The organism is Ensifer sp. GW821-FHT05G01 (assembly GCF_059419585.1).
Genome location: NZ_JBWKSC010000003.1, coordinates 64,247 through 78,235, shown reverse-complemented (window position 1 = coordinate 78,235; position 13,989 = coordinate 64,247). Strand labels below are relative to the sequence as shown.

Sequence of the window (13,989 nt, the reverse complement as noted above, 5' to 3'; positions counted from 1 at the left end):
GGCCGGCCTTCGATTTGATCTGACGTTCGCTCAACTCAGGCAGGGCGAACCAGGATGTGCTTCTTCTTGCCGAGCGACAGCTTGACGATGCCATCCGAAGTCACGTCACCGCTACCGATCAGCCGGCGTTCGTCACTGATCGCTTGGTCGTTGATGCGCACGGCGCCACCTTGAACGTGGCGGCGGGCTTCGCCGTTGGATGCGGCAAGTCCCGCGCGAACAACCAGCGACAACAGGCCGATACCGGCGTCAAGCTCGGACGCAGGCACATCGACCGACGGCAGGTTTTCCGACACCGCACCTTCTTCGAAGGTCTTGCGGGCCGTCTCGGCCGCCTGTTCTGCAGCGGCGCGGCCGTGCAGCATGGCGGTGATTTCGGTCGCGAGGATCTTCTTGACCTCGTTGATCTCCGAACCGCCGAGCTTCGAAAGCCGCTCGATCTCGACCATCGGCAGCGTGGTGTAGAGCTTCAGGAAGCGCGTTACGTCGGCATCCTCGGTGTTGCGCCAGTACTGCCAGAAGTCGTAGGCCGACAGCATATCCGGGTTGAGCCAGATTGCGCCGTTGACCGACTTGCCCATCTTCGCGCCCGACGACGTCGTCAGAAGCGGCGAGGTGAGGGCGTAAAGCTGCGTCGTCCCCATGCGGTGGCCAAGGTCGATACCGTTGACGATATTGCCCCACTGGTCCGAGCCGCCCATCTGCAGACGGCAGCCGGTGCGCTTGTGCAGTTCGACGAAGTCGTAGGCCTGCAGGATCATGTAGTTGAACTCGAGGAACGACAGCGATTGCTCGCGCTCAAGCCGCGTCTTGACGCTATCGAACGACAGCATGCGGTTGACCGAGAAGTGACGGCCGACGTCGCGCAGGAATTCGAGGTAGTTGATGCCAAGCAGCCAGTCGGCGTTGTTGATCATCAACGCGTCCTTGGGGCCGTCGCCGTAGGTCAGATAGTTCGAGAACACCGTCTTGATGCTGGCGATGTTGGCGTCGATGGTCGCCGGCGTCATCAGTTGGCGTGCCTCGTCCTTGAAGGAGGGGTCGCCAACCATGCCAGTGCCGCCGCCCATCAGCGAGATCGGTCGGTGGCCGGTCGCCTGCAGCCAGTGCAGCATCATGATCTGGATGAGGCCGCCGGCGTGAAGGCTCGGGGCCGTCGGGTCGAAGCCGATATAGGCAGTCACGGTCTCCGTCCGGAACAGCTGGTCGAGACCGGCATCATCGGAACTCTGATGAATGAAACCGCGCTCGCTGAGGGTGTGGAGGAAATCGGACTTGAACTCGGACATGACCTGTCTCTTTCGGCTGGGTAGAACGTCTGCGCGCGGCGTTTAGCATTGTTTGGGCAAAAGTGCACGTCTTTGCTTGGGCGATGTTTTTGCTATGTAGACAAGCAACGCCTTGGAGGAATGCATGGGCAAGATCATGACAGCGATCGGCTTGATGAGCGGGACGAGCATGGACGGAATCGACGTGGCGCTGCTGCGCACCGATGGCGACGCGTTTGTCGAGCGGGGCCCTTCTGCCGGCTACGCCTACGATCCGCGTTTCCGCGACCGGCTGAAACAGGGCCTCGAAGAAGCAAAGTCGATCACAAGCCGCGAGCAACGGCCAGGTAGCCTGGCCGAACTCGAGCGGGAGCTGACTCTGAGGCACGCCGAAGCCGTTCAAACCTTTATGCGGAACAACAATATTAAATCAGATGCTGTTGATATCATTGGTTTTCATGGACAAACGGTTCTTCACCGCCCCGACGACGCCTTGACCGTGCAGATTGGCGACGGTGCGCTGCTCGCCCGCGAAACGGGCATCGATATCGTCTACGACATGCGCGCCAACGACATGGAGCATGGCGGCCAGGGCGCGCCGCTCATTCCCGTCTATCATGCGGCGCTTGCCCGCAACGCCACAGCGGATGGCAAGTTGGAAGCGCCGGTGGTCTTCGTCAACATTGGCGGCATCTCCAACCTGACATACATAGGCGCGGATGACGGGTTGATTGCCTACGACAGCGGCCCCGGCAACACGCTGATCGATCAATGGGTCGAGGCACATGCCGGCATTCCCTTTGACCAGGGCGGCATGATTGCCAGCGAAGGCAGCGTGCTGCCGGAACTCGCCGAACGCTATCTGCTCAATCCCTTCTTCTCGGCGGACAGGCGTCGTTCGCTCGATCGCAACGATTTTGCGGCACCAGAGGGAAAAGACGCCAGTCTCGAAGACGGTGCACGCACGCTGGCCTATGTGACGGCAGCCGCAATCGTCAAATCGGCCGGTCACCTGCCTACAACGCCCCGGGCCTACATCGTGTGTGGCGGCGGCCGGCTCAATCCGGTGATCATGGGGGATCTCGGGTCGCAGGCAAAAACCCACGGCGCAAACGTGCTGTCAGCCGAGGCAATGGGGTTCAATGGCGATTCGATGGAGGCGGAGGCCTGGGCCTATCTCGCTGTTCGGGCCCGGGAAGGATTGCCACTCACCTATCCCGGCACAACCGGGGTACGCCAACCGGTTACCGGCGGGAAGTACGCATTGCATGGCGCGCACTAACAGAAGGCTTCGTCCGCCACGTTTGCATTTGACCGATTAATCAAATTTTCGCCTGCCGCTCTTAGTATCGTCCGGCGCTGCCAAATGAGGTGGCACGAAGCGGCTCTGCCGTAGCAACAGACAATTCAGGTTCGTCGATGGGTGGTGCGATTTCTCTGCTGGCTGTGAACTTCGTCATCGCCCAGATTTTCACTGCAGCATTTCTTGTTATAGCGGCAAAGAGCCGGTCCAGACGGGCCGCACTCTATTGCGCCGGCGGTTTTGCCATTGCATCGCTTGCGGCGGTGTTCGAAACCGTCGTGCCGTTTACATCCACGCCACGTCTTTTCGCGATCGGCGCGTTTGCGAGCGTGCTTGCCGGTTTCTGCCTGCTGCGGTTCGGCCTGGGTGTCTTTTATCGCGTACCGGCCAACTGGCAGGTGCTTGCCGCGTTTTTCCTGGCTTCGGTCGCGCTTGATCTGGTCATCTATCAATGGCCGAGAGGAACGCTGCAGCACTCCTCCCTTTATCAGTTGCCGTTCTTCATCATTCAGGCGTGGTCAGCATCCGTCGTCATCCGCTCCAAGCGACGCTCGGCGGCGGACCGAGTATTGCTGTCACTGCTGGCTCTGACCGCCGGCTACTATGTGCTGAAGGTCTTTGTGGCTGTGGTCGCCGGCTCGGGGGCAACGGCGCAGGACTATGTTTCCAGCCCATTCGCGCTGATTTCCCAGGCGCTCGGTGCGGTCCTCATCGTCGGCACCGGTCTTGCCATGCTTGGCGTGATGGTCATGGAAATCGTCGACGACGCACGCGCACGATCCGAAATCGACCTGCTTTCCGGGCTCTTCAACAGGCGTGGGTTTACCGAACGGGTCGCCCCCATGCTTCAACGTCGCGAAGGCCGCCTGCCGGGCACTTTGATCCTGGCTGACCTGGACCGTTTCAAGCTGGTGAACGACAGCTACGGCCACCACGCCGGTGACGAGGTCATCCGCCAATTCGCGCGAGTTCTAAAGGATGTCATGCCGAACCACGCGGTTGCCGGTCGTCTCGGCGGCGAAGAGTTTGCCGTGTTCCTGCCGTCGACGGAGCTGGAGGAGGCACGGGTGGTGGCGCACGGAATGCGCGCCGCGATGATGTCGCAGCAGATCGATGGCCTGGCGGAGCAGGCGAGGGTGACGGCAAGCTTTGGTGTGGCGGCCATTGCAAAGGATGAGCCGCTCGAACTGGCGATGCAGCGGGCCGACAAGGCTCTCTATGCGGCGAAGGAAAACGGGCGCAACCGCGTGGAATGCGCCGCAGCGCCGCAGACGGTGGTCAATCCACAGGTCCCACAATGGATCGGGCGGCCGTAAGAGCCGCCCGGATCTTGATCAGCGAATGCGCTTGGCAGCCGGTTCCGGCGTCAGTTCGCCGTTGAGGCGACGGTCGAGGTAGTCCTCGCATTCCGCCATCAGACCCTCGACCTGGCCGTTGAAGAAGTGGTTGGCGCCAGGCACGGTCTTGTGGGTGATGAGGATGCCCTTCTGGGCCTTCAGTTTTTCCACCAGTCCGTTGACGTCCTTCTCGGGTGCCACCTTGTCCGAATCACCGTTGATGATGAGACCGGACGACGGGCACGGCGCCAGGAACGAGAAATCATAGGTGTTCGGCTGCGGTGCGACGGCCATAAAACCTTCGATCTCAGGACGACGCATCAGGAGCTGCATGCCGATCCAGGCGCCGAAGGAATAACCGGCAACCCAACAGCTCTTCGAATCGGGATGCAGGCTCTGCACCCAGTCGAGCGCCGATGCGGCATCCGAAAGCTCGCCGGCGCCGTGGTCGAACTCGCCCTGGCTACGGCCGATGCCCCGGAAATTGAAACGCAGCGTCGTAAAGCCGCGCTTCTGGAACATGTAGAAAAGCTGGTAGACGATCTGGTTGTTCATCGTGCCGCCGAACTGCGGGTGCGGGTGCAGGATGATGGCGATCGGGGCGCTTTTCTGCTTCGAAGGCTGATAGCGGCCTTCGAGGCGGCCGGCAGGTCCGTTGAAGATAATTTCGGGCATTGGCTCTCCGGGGGTGTTCCTGGTTCGAATCTTGGTTTCGGATCGCGATGAGTCTTGACGCAAGCACTCAGCTTTTCTAAAACCTAGTTTAGAACCGTTCAAAACTTCTGTGCGGGCATTCCGCCGTGTTTCGTCTCATAAGGCAAGCGGTGCGGAAAATTCAAGGAAAATGCATCGTCAGTGGTTGTCTGCGATGAGCCTATTGTTCTAGCGAAGGAAATTATGTCGACCTCGCGCATCTATATGGACTGGAATGCCACAGCGCCGCTTCTTGCCGAAGCGCGCGATGCGTGCCTGTCCGCGCTCGACCTGGTCGGCAACCCTTCCTCGGTCCATGGCGAGGGCAGAACGGTCCGCACGCTGATCGAAAATGCGCGCCGCGACGTGGCAGCGCTTTGCAGTGCAAAGGCCGCCAGCGTGATCTTTACCAGCGGTGCCACCGAGGCGGCCAACATGGTGCTGACGCCCGATTTCCGCATGGGTCGCACGCCGCTTAAGATCGGCAGGCTCTATGCCTCTGCGATCGAGCACCCGGCGGTGCGTGAAGGCGGGCGTTTTGGGCGCGAGGCCGTGTCGGAGATCCCGGTGACCGCTGCGGGTATCGTCGACCTCGAGGCCCTGCGTACGCTCCTCGCCAACCACGACCGCGAGAGCGGGCTGCCGATGGTTGCGGTGATGCTGGTCAACAATGAAACCGGCGTCGTTCAGCCGATTGCCGAGATTGCTGAGATCGTTCGTGGTCATGGTGGTATACTGGTCGTCGATGCAGTCCAGGCTGCCGGCCGGTTGCCGCTTTCGATCGAAGAGCTCGGCGCGGACTTTCTGATCCTCTCGTCGCACAAGATCGGCGGCCCGAAGGGCGCCGGCGCGCTTGTCGCCCGCGGCGAGATCATGATGCCGGCGCCGTTGATCCGGGGCGGCGGCCAGGAGAAGGGTCACCGCTCGGGAACCGAGAACGCAGTCGCGATCGCAGGCTTCGCCGCAGCCGCTCGCAAGGCGGCCGAAAGCCTGACGGAACGAATGAGATCGATTTCCTCGCTTCGCGACCGGCTGGAGCAGGACATGCGGATATCGGCACCGGATGTGGTCATCCATGGCCGCGACGTTTCGCGCGTTGGCAACACCATCTTCTTCACGCTTCCTGGCATGAAGGCGGAAACCGGGCAGATCGCCTTCGACCTCGAGGGGGTGGCACTTTCGGCCGGCTCGGCCTGCTCGTCCGGCAAGGTCGGCCAGAGCCACGTGCTGACGGCAATGGGATACGACCCGCGCCAGGGGGCTCTGCGCATCTCGATCGGACCGGCAACGACCGAAGTCGAGATCGAGCGCTGCGCGACGGTCTTCGCCAAGGTTGCCGCAAGGCGCCGAACCACAGGTCAGGCCGCATGAGAACGTGCGGTTGAACGAAATTGCGGAAAAGCAATTTTCCGCTTGGCAAATGGGGTGAAAAGCGCCTTTTAGCCATTACATAAGCGGTGCGCCAAGTTCGCATCGTGTTGACAAGCTACCGGACCTTGGATCCGGAAAGATTGGAGAACGACATGCCTGCCGTGCAGGAGACCATTGATCAGGTCCGTCAGATCGACGTGGACCAGTACAAATACGGATTCGAAACCACCATCGAAGTCGAAAAGGCGCCGAAGGGCCTTTCCGAAGACATCATCCGTTTCATCTCTGCCAAGAAGAGCGAGCCGGAATGGATGCTCGAATGGCGCCTTGACGCCTATCGCCGCTGGCTGACGATGGATGAGCCCACATGGGCGCGCGTCAACTATCCGAAGATCGACTTCAACGACATCTATTACTACGCCGCGCCGAAGGGCACGACGGGTCCGAAGTCGCTCGACGAAGTCGACCCCGAACTTCTGAAGGTCTACGAAAAGCTCGGCATTCCCCTGAAGGAACAGGAAATGCTGGCCGGCGTACAGAAGTCCAAGATCGCCGTCGACGCCGTCTTTGACAGCGTATCCGTCGTCACGACCTTCAAGGAAGAGCTGAAGAAGGCCGGCGTGATCTTCATGTCGATCTCCGAAGCCATCCGCGAACACCCCGATCTCGTGAAGAAGTATCTCGGGACCGTCGTGCCGACGACCGACAATTACTACGCGACGCTCAACTCCGCCGTCTTTACCGATGGCTCGTTCGTCTTCGTGCCGAAGGGCGTTCGTTGCCCGATGGAGCTGTCGACCTACTTCCGCATCAACGAGAAGAACACCGGTCAGTTCGAACGCACGCTGATCATCGCCGAAGACAACGCCTACGTTTCCTATCTCGAAGGCTGCACGGCGCCCCAGCGCGATGAAAACCAGCTGCATGCGGCTGTCGTCGAGCTGATTGCTCTGGATGAGGCCGAGATCAAGTATTCGACGGTCCAGAACTGGTATCCCGGCGACAAGCATGGCAAGGGCGGCATCTACAACTTCGTCACCAAGCGTGGCGATTGCCGCGGCAAGAACTCCAAGATCTCCTGGACCCAGGTGGAAACCGGTTCGGCGATCACCTGGAAGTATCCGTCCTGCATCCTGCGTGGCGACGGTTCGCGCGGCGAGTTCTACTCGATCGCGGTTTCGAACGGCCATCAGCAGATCGACTCGGGCACCAAGATGATCCACCTCGGCAAGAACACGTCGAGCCGCATCGTCTCCAAGGGCATTGCTGCCGGCGTTTCGGAAAACACCTATCGCGGCCAGGTTTCGGCCCACCGCAAGGCCGAGAACGCCCGCAACTTTACCCAGTGCGATTCGCTGCTGATCGGCGACAAGTGCGGTGCACACACCGTGCCCTACATCGAGGCCAAGAACTCGACGGCACAGTTCGAGCATGAAGCAACAACGTCGAAGATTTCCGAGGACCAGCTGTTCTACTGCCTGCAGCGCGGCATCCCGACAGAGGCGGCGATCGCGCTGATCGTCAACGGCTTCGTCAAGGAAGTCATCCAGGAGCTGCCGATGGAATTCGCCGTCGAAGCGCAGAAGCTGATCGGCATCTCGCTCGAAGGCTCGGTCGGCTGACGCCCTGAACTGATTATTGAATGGCGCGCATTGCCTTGCGCGCGAACAGACGTTCGTTTCCCAAGAGGACGATAGAAATGCTTGAAATCAAGAACCTGCACGCCCGCATCGCCGAAGACGGCACCGAAATCATCCGTGGCCTGAACCTGACCGTGAAGGCCGGCGAAGTCGCCGCCATCATGGGCCCGAACGGCTCAGGCAAGTCGACGCTGTCCTACATCCTGTCGGGTCGCGAGGACTATGAAGTCACTGAAGGCGAAATCCTTTACAACGGCGAGAACATCCTTGAGCTAGAAGCTTCCGAGCGGGCTGCCAAGGGCATCTTCCTCGCCTTCCAGTACCCGGTCGAAATCCCCGGCGTTGCCACCATGCAGTTCCTCAAGGTGGCGATGAACGAGCAGCGCAAGTACCGCGGCGAAGACGAACTGACGACGCCGGAATTCATGCGCCGCGTCAAGGAAGCCGCCGCCGAACTCAAGATCGCGCCGGAAATGCTGCGTCGTCCGCTCAACGTCGGCTTCTCCGGCGGCGAGAAGAAGCGCGCCGAGATCCTGCAGATGGCGCTGCTCGAGCCGAAGCTTTGCGTGCTCGACGAAACCGACTCCGGTCTCGACATCGATGCGCTGAAGATCGTCGCCGACGGCGTCAACGCGCTGCGTTCGCCCGACCGTGCCGTGATCGTCATCACCCACTACCAGCGCCTGCTCGACTATATCGTTCCGGATACCGTCCACGTTCTCTACAAGGGCCAGGTCATCAAGTCGGGCGACAAGACGCTTGCACACGAACTCGAAGCCAACGGCTACGCTGACATCATCGAAGCTGCAGCCTAGGGCCTGTTGAAGGAGTGTTCGAATGAATATGCAACAGGCAATCAAGATGACGGCCGCTGAAACGGCGCTCGTCGATGCCTATACCGCGCAGATCGGCGATCTGCCGGGCGACGGCTCGGTGCTGTCGGTGCGTGACACCTTGGTGCACGAACTGAAGACAGCGGGCCTGCCGACGCGACGCGTCGAATCCTGGCACTATACCGACCTTCGCACGCTGCTGCGGGCCGTGCCGACCGCTGACCCGACGGCGTTCGCCGATCGTGTCGAGGCACTTGTCGCCGGCGCGACCGTGCTTTCGGTGCGCAACGGCCATGCCGACCTCAAGGGCAATGCGCCCGAGGGCGTGACGATCCGCTCCTACACCGACAGCCTGCTCGACGGCTCTGCCGCTGCCGGCCTTGCCGTGCTCGGCACGGACGATGCCATCGGCCGCATCAATGGCGGGCTCGTGCGCGGTGGCCTGGAGCTTGTGATCGCAGATGGTACCGAGCTGGAAGATCCGTTGGAAATCCAGCTGGTTCAGAGCCTCGGCCAGGCGCATACGCGCTTCCCGGTCTCCTTTGGTGCGAACACGAAGGCGACCGTCATCGAGCGTCATCTGTCGACCAATGCCGCCGAGAGCCTGATCTCGTCGGTCAGCGACATAACGGTCGGCGAAGGCGCTGAGATCACCTGGATCGTCCTGCAGCAGCAGGGTGCGGCCGATACCCATCTCGGCCAGATCCGCTTCGATCTCGCCAAGGATGCCAAGCTGCATCTGTTCCTCATCAATGCCGGCGGCAAGCTGGTGCGCCAGGAGATCCACGGCAAGACGAGCGGCGAGGGCGCCGATTTCAAGCTGCGGGGCATCAACCTGCTCGGCGGCGAAAGCCACACGGACGTGACCTTCACGCTCGGCCACAACGTGCCGCACACGACGTCGACGGAGATCATCCGCAACGTCGTGTTCGACCGCGCCAAGGGCGTGTTCCAGGGCAAGATCCTGGTCGCCAAGGACGCGCAGAAGACCGATGCGAAGATGGCGTGCAACACGCTGTTGCTTTCGGACGATGCCGATCTGTCGGCAAAGCCAGAGCTTGAAATCTTCGCCGACGACGTGCAGTGCGGCCACGGCGCCACCGTTGCCGACATCGACCACACGCAGCTCTTCTACCTCATGGCGCGTGGCATCCCGGAGAACAAGGCGCGGGCGATGCTCGTCAATGCCTTCGTTGCCGAGATCGTCGAGGAACTCGACGACGAACCGCTGGTCGAAGCGCTGGAAAGCGTGATCTCGGCCTGGCTCGAAAAGCACGCCTGATCGGCGCGTCTGATTGGATTGAATGACATGGAACACACTGTGCCGGTGCCCGCCTACGACGTCGAAGCGATCCGCAGGGATTTTCCGATCCTGTCGCGAACCGTCTATGGCAAACCGCTTGTCTATCTCGACAACGGCGCATCGGCGCAGAAGCCGCAGGTCGTCATCGACGCGGTGAGCCATGCCTACTCCAATGAATACGCCAACGTGCATCGCGGGCTGCATTTTCTCTCGAACGCTGCCACCGAAGCCTATGAAGCGTCGCGCGAGAAGGTGCGCCGCTTCCTGAATGCGCCCTCTGCCGACAACATCATCTTCACGAAATCCTCCACCGAGGCGATCAATACGGTCGCCTATGGTTACGGCATGCCGAAGCTCGGCGAGGGCGACGAGATCGTGCTGTCGATCATGGAGCACCACTCCAACATCGTACCATGGCATTTCATCAGGGAACGCCAGGGCGCCAAGCTGGTCTGGGCGCCGATCGACGACGACGGCGCCTTCCACATCGAAGATTTCGTAAAATGCCTGACGGAGCGCACCAAGCTCATCGCCATTACCCATATGTCGAATGCGCTGGGCACCGTGGTTCCGGTCAAGGAAATTTGCCGCATCGCCCGCGAGCGGGGGATCCCGGTGTTGGTCGACGGCAGCCAGGGCGCTGTTCATATGCCTGTCGACGTGCAGGACATCGATTGCGACTGGTACGTGATGACCGGTCACAAGCTCTACGGCCCCTCGGGCATTGGCGTGCTTTACGGCAAGATGGACCGCCTGAAGGAAATGCGCCCCTTCATGGGTGGCGGCGAAATGATCGAGGAAGTGACGGAAGACCGCATCACCTACAACGATCCGCCGCACCGTTTCGAGGCCGGCACACCGCCGATCGTACAGGCGATCGGGCTCGGCTATGCGCTCGACTACATGGAAAAGATCGGACGGGCGGCGATCACACGACACGAAGCTGACCTGACGGACTATGCCCGCGAGCGCCTGTCGAGGATCAATTCGCTGAAAGTGTTCGGCGACGCACCCGGCAAAGGCAGCATCTTCTCCTTCGAGATTGCGGGCGTTCACGCCCATGATATTTCGACGGTGATCGACCGCGCCGGTGTTGCAGTGCGTGCCGGCACCCATTGTGCGCAGCCGCTCTTGAAACGCTTCGGCGTCACCTCCACATGCCGCGCATCCTTCGGCCTCTACAACACACGGGCCGAAGTGGACGCGTTGGCGGACGCGCTGGAGCATGCGCGTAAGTTCTTCGCCTGATCGAGTTTGAAAAATGGTTCAGGCTTACCATGCAAGCATCTGAACCAAAAGAGAAAGTCTAGGAGGCCGACATGAGCCTGGATGCAACGCAAGACAAAATCGACGTCCGCGAGGGCATCGTGCATTCGGCAATCCCGGCCGAAGAACTGGCACGGCTGAGCGACGATATCATCAGCGCGCTGAAGACCGTCTACGACCCGGAAATCCCGGCTGACATCTTCGAACTCGGGCTGATTTACAAGATCGACATCGAAGACGACCGCATGGTCAAGATCGACATGACGCTGACGGCACCCGGTTGCCCCGTTGCCGGCGAGATGCCCGGCTGGGTCGAAAATGCGGTTGGCGCCGTTGAGGGCGTGTCGGGCGTCGAAGTGGCGATGACCTTCGACCCGCCGTGGACGCCGGACCGCATGTCGGAAGAGGCCCAAGTGGCGATCGGCTGGTACTGACCGCAAGGCGCCATATTGATCCGTTAAGCTGCGGACACTACATTTGATTCTGGAAGGCGCCGGGCCTTAACCCCGGTGGCGACAAGGAGATAAGGCCGATGGGCTTTGCCGTGATGAGCTTGACCGATGCTGCTGCCAGCCGCGTCCGGTCGATCGTGGAAAATGCCGGTGCCGATGCCCTGGGCATCCGCGTCGGCATCAAGAAGGGCGGCTGCGCCGGCATGGAATATGCCGTTGACCTCGTTACCGAACCCAATGCGAAAGACGATCTGATCGAACGCGATGGCGCCAAGGTCTGGGTCGCGCCCGAAGCGGTGCTTTACCTGCTCGGCACGCAGATGGACTTCGAGGTAACGACCCTTCGCTCCGGTTTCACCTTCAACAATCCCAACCAGACATCCGCCTGTGGGTGCGGCGAATCGGTCGAGCTGAAGCCGGCCGACCTGGCAGCGCTTGCGGCGCGCGGCGACGCCGTGGTGCCGGCGAACTGACACGCTCATTGCGTTTCTAGAGATGGCAGGCCCGGCTTTTCGCCGGGCCTTTTTTCTGCTGATATGCGGCCGGGTGACGGGGGGAGAAGGGCGTGACGGCGTTCGACGAGGAGCTTGTCTTCAAGGCGCTCTATGAGACCTTTCCGGATCCGGTGATCATCCTTGATGCGTCGCGCATTATTCGCTCGGCCAACCCGGCGGCGCTGGCGCAATTCGGTTATGCAGCGGATGCGTTCATCGGCCAACCAGCGCGCCTGATCTATGCGGACGACAGCGAATATGCGAGGCGCCTGCACAATCGCGCGGCGAACGTCGATGAAAGGATCGCGCGCACCTCGACTTATAGCTACGTCCGGCGCGATGGCTCGACATTCTCGGGTCATTTGCGCACGACACCGCTTGTCGATGCCGGCGGGCGGGAACTGGCCCTGATCGGCATCATTCGCGATGTCTCGGACCTCGCCAAGGCCGTGCAGGAGCGGCAGCGGGCGTCGGACATGCTTGACGCGGCGCTCGACGTCATGCCCGAAGGTTTTGCAATCTTCGATGCGGAGGAAAGGCTGCTGGTCTACAATCGCGCCTATGTAACGATCTGCGGCCCGGCCGGCCCTTTGCTGCGCCCCGGTATCACGGCCGAAGAGATCCTTCTGCTTGCGCAGAGAGCAGGTCACTATCCCGAAGCCTTGCCCGGCAACCCGGAGTGGCCGGCCTGGGTGGCGCACCGTCTGCAGGACTTTCGTCAACCGGACAACCAGCCGAAGATCTACAGTTACGCCGGCGACCGGTGGCTGCGGGTGGAAAACATCAAGACCAAGGACGGAAACACCGTCGTCCTGCGGGTCGACGTGACCGAACTCAAGCGCGCAGAGCTGGCGCTCGAACGCCAGCGACAGGAGCTTGAGCACAAGAACGTGGCGCTCGATCAGTTCACGGCAACCGTCTCTCACGATCTGAAGGCGCCTTTGAGGCACATCTCGATGTTCTCCGAGATGATCGAAGACGAGTTGGCTGCCGGCAACCAGCATGAAGTTTCAGCCAGCGCCCGCCACCTGCGCGACAGCGCCAAACGGATGAACCGGGTTATCGACAGCCTGCTCGATTATTCGCAGATCGCCTATCAGATCAGCACGTGGTCAGACGTTGACCTCAACGATATCGTCGCCGACACGCTCAGTGTGCTCGACGGCCACGCCCGTGAGGCGAATGTCAGCTTCGAGGTCGGCTCGCTGCCGAGGGTGCAAGGTGACCCGGAACTGTTGCGCCGGCTCGTTCAGAATCTGGTCGGCAATGCCATCAAGTATCGCCACCCGGACCGCCGGCCGGTCGTGCGCATCAAGGGTCGCATCGCCGATCAGCAGGTCGAGTTTGTGGTTGAGGACAACGGCATCGGCATCGACCCGCGCTTCGCCACACGCATCTTCGAAGTGTTCCAGCGCCTCCATCACGACGAGAACACCTATGGCGGCACCGGCATCGGCCTTGCGCTCGCCAAGCGGATCGCTGAAAGCCACAACGGATCGATCCATCTTGACATCGGCTTTGTCGAAGGCGCACGGTTTGTGGTGACCCTTCCGAAACGGATGCGGAAGACCAGATAAGGCGACAGGCTTGGCCAAGTCACCGAAGCGATTGCTTGTGGTGGAAGACAACGCGCACGACGCGCGTTTCGTCACGCGCGCGCTTTCGCAGACGGACGACACGCTGGACATCGTCCATGTCACCCACGCCGACGAGGCCGTCCAGCGGCTCGCGCGCGAGCACTTCGATTATGTGCTTCTCGATATTAAGATGCCCGGGATCGACGGGATGGAATTGCTGGAGCGCATACGCTCCAATGAGGGCACATCGGTGCTGCCTGTGATCGTGCTGACCTCGTCTACCAATCCGAGTGACGTCGTCAGGTCCTACAAGGCCGGAGCAAACGCCTATGCGGCCAAGCCGTCGTCGCTTTCAGGCTACCGGCAGTTCGCCGAGGCTTTCGTTCGCTTCTGGATAGAGAACACCTTGCCGCCTGGCGGCGCCATCCTTCAGCAATAGAGTGAAAACGGGG

Annotated in this window: 13 protein-coding genes; 11 read left to right on the top strand and 2 right to left on the bottom strand. The window is 61.1% G+C overall.

Annotated elements, in window-relative coordinates; translation table 11 throughout:
• Positions 1-35 precede the first annotated feature (35 nt).
• The gene (gene tyrS, locus AC07UR_RS09130; RefSeq protein WP_209791862.1) at positions 36-1,289 is read right to left on the bottom strand and encodes a tyrosine--tRNA ligase; all 1,254 of its coding nucleotides are present in this window, start codon (positions 1,287-1,289) and stop codon (positions 36-38) included.
• Between the two features lie 124 nt (positions 1,290-1,413).
• Between tyrS and AC07UR_RS09125 the strand changes: the two genes are divergently transcribed.
• Complete coding sequence (locus tag AC07UR_RS09125) at positions 1,414-2,550, top strand: anhydro-N-acetylmuramic acid kinase (protein WP_209791860.1); 1,137 nt, start codon at positions 1,414-1,416, stop codon at positions 2,548-2,550.
• 137 nt (positions 2,551-2,687) lie between these two features.
• Positions 2,688-3,887: a GGDEF domain-containing protein gene (locus tag AC07UR_RS09120; protein WP_209791858.1), complete on the top strand. Its 1,200-nt coding sequence runs from the start codon at positions 2,688-2,690 to the stop codon at positions 3,885-3,887.
• Positions 3,888-3,905: 18 nt separating this feature from the next.
• On the opposite strand, the gene AC07UR_RS09115 is transcribed toward AC07UR_RS09120, so the two are convergent.
• Entirely contained in the window at positions 3,906-4,583 is a 678-nt protein-coding gene (locus AC07UR_RS09115) for an alpha/beta hydrolase (RefSeq protein ID WP_025427123.1), read from the bottom strand.
• A 222-nt stretch (positions 4,584-4,805) separates the two neighbouring features.
• Here AC07UR_RS09115 and AC07UR_RS09110 point away from each other — a divergent pair, with 222 nt between their 5' ends.
• The 9 genes from AC07UR_RS09110 (at position 4,806) to AC07UR_RS09070 (ending at position 13,976) form a co-directional block, all read left to right on the top strand.
• Positions 4,806-5,972, top strand: a complete 1,167-nt coding sequence (locus AC07UR_RS09110; protein ID WP_209791856.1) for a cysteine desulfurase family protein — start codon at positions 4,806-4,808, stop codon at positions 5,970-5,972.
• A 152-nt stretch (positions 5,973-6,124) separates the two neighbouring features.
• Positions 6,125-7,594 (top strand): Fe-S cluster assembly protein SufB, encoded by a 1,470-nt coding sequence (sufB, locus tag AC07UR_RS09105; RefSeq protein WP_173420031.1) that lies wholly within the window; start codon positions 6,125-6,127, stop codon positions 7,592-7,594.
• A 77-nt stretch (positions 7,595-7,671) separates the two neighbouring features.
• On the top strand, positions 7,672-8,427 hold the full coding sequence (sufC, locus tag AC07UR_RS09100; protein ID WP_112804995.1) for a Fe-S cluster assembly ATPase SufC: 756 nt from the start codon (positions 7,672-7,674) through the stop codon (positions 8,425-8,427).
• 22 nt (positions 8,428-8,449) lie between these two features.
• Complete coding sequence (sufD, locus tag AC07UR_RS09095) at positions 8,450-9,727, top strand: Fe-S cluster assembly protein SufD (protein ID WP_173420030.1); 1,278 nt, start codon at positions 8,450-8,452, stop codon at positions 9,725-9,727.
• A gap of 27 nt (positions 9,728-9,754) precedes the next feature.
• Complete coding sequence (locus AC07UR_RS09090) at positions 9,755-10,996, top strand: cysteine desulfurase (protein ID WP_209791854.1); 1,242 nt, start codon at positions 9,755-9,757, stop codon at positions 10,994-10,996.
• A 71-nt stretch (positions 10,997-11,067) separates the two neighbouring features.
• A complete protein-coding gene (locus tag AC07UR_RS09085; protein ID WP_173420028.1) occupies positions 11,068-11,448 on the top strand; it encodes an SUF system Fe-S cluster assembly protein in 381 nt (126 codons plus the stop codon).
• Between the two features lie 98 nt (positions 11,449-11,546).
• A complete protein-coding gene (gene sufA / locus AC07UR_RS09080) occupies positions 11,547-11,939 on the top strand; it encodes a Fe-S cluster assembly scaffold SufA (protein ID WP_209791852.1) in 393 nt (130 codons plus the stop codon).
• Positions 11,940-12,031: 92 nt separating this feature from the next.
• Complete coding sequence (locus AC07UR_RS09075; protein WP_209791850.1) at positions 12,032-13,537, top strand: sensor histidine kinase; 1,506 nt, start codon at positions 12,032-12,034, stop codon at positions 13,535-13,537.
• A gap of 10 nt (positions 13,538-13,547) precedes the next feature.
• A complete protein-coding gene (locus tag AC07UR_RS09070; protein ID WP_209791848.1) occupies positions 13,548-13,976 on the top strand; it encodes a response regulator in 429 nt (142 codons plus the stop codon).
• Positions 13,977-13,989: the final 13 nt, after the last annotated feature.

What these genes read in the sequence shown, in the direction of transcription:
- tyrS (WP_209791862.1), bottom strand. Translation starts at nt 1,289, where the DNA reads ATGTCCGAGTTCAAGTCCGATTTCCTCCACACCCTCAGCGAGCGCGGT.
- AC07UR_RS09125 (WP_209791860.1), top strand. Translation starts at nt 1,414, where the DNA reads ATGGGCAAGATCATGACAGCGATCGGCTTGATGAGCGGGACGAGCATG.
- AC07UR_RS09120 (WP_209791858.1), top strand. Translation starts at nt 2,688, where the DNA reads ATGGGTGGTGCGATTTCTCTGCTGGCTGTGAACTTCGTCATCGCCCAG.
- AC07UR_RS09115 (WP_025427123.1), bottom strand. Translation starts at nt 4,583, where the DNA reads ATGCCCGAAATTATCTTCAACGGACCTGCCGGCCGCCTCGAAGGCCGC.
- AC07UR_RS09110 (WP_209791856.1), top strand. Translation starts at nt 4,806, where the DNA reads ATGTCGACCTCGCGCATCTATATGGACTGGAATGCCACAGCGCCGCTT.
- sufB (WP_173420031.1), top strand. Translation starts at nt 6,125, where the DNA reads ATGCCTGCCGTGCAGGAGACCATTGATCAGGTCCGTCAGATCGACGTG.
- sufC (WP_112804995.1), top strand. Translation starts at nt 7,672, where the DNA reads ATGCTTGAAATCAAGAACCTGCACGCCCGCATCGCCGAAGACGGCACC.
- sufD (WP_173420030.1), top strand. Translation starts at nt 8,450, where the DNA reads ATGAATATGCAACAGGCAATCAAGATGACGGCCGCTGAAACGGCGCTC.
- AC07UR_RS09090 (WP_209791854.1), top strand. Translation starts at nt 9,755, where the DNA reads ATGGAACACACTGTGCCGGTGCCCGCCTACGACGTCGAAGCGATCCGC.
- AC07UR_RS09085 (WP_173420028.1), top strand. Translation starts at nt 11,068, where the DNA reads ATGAGCCTGGATGCAACGCAAGACAAAATCGACGTCCGCGAGGGCATC.
- sufA (WP_209791852.1), top strand. Translation starts at nt 11,547, where the DNA reads ATGGGCTTTGCCGTGATGAGCTTGACCGATGCTGCTGCCAGCCGCGTC.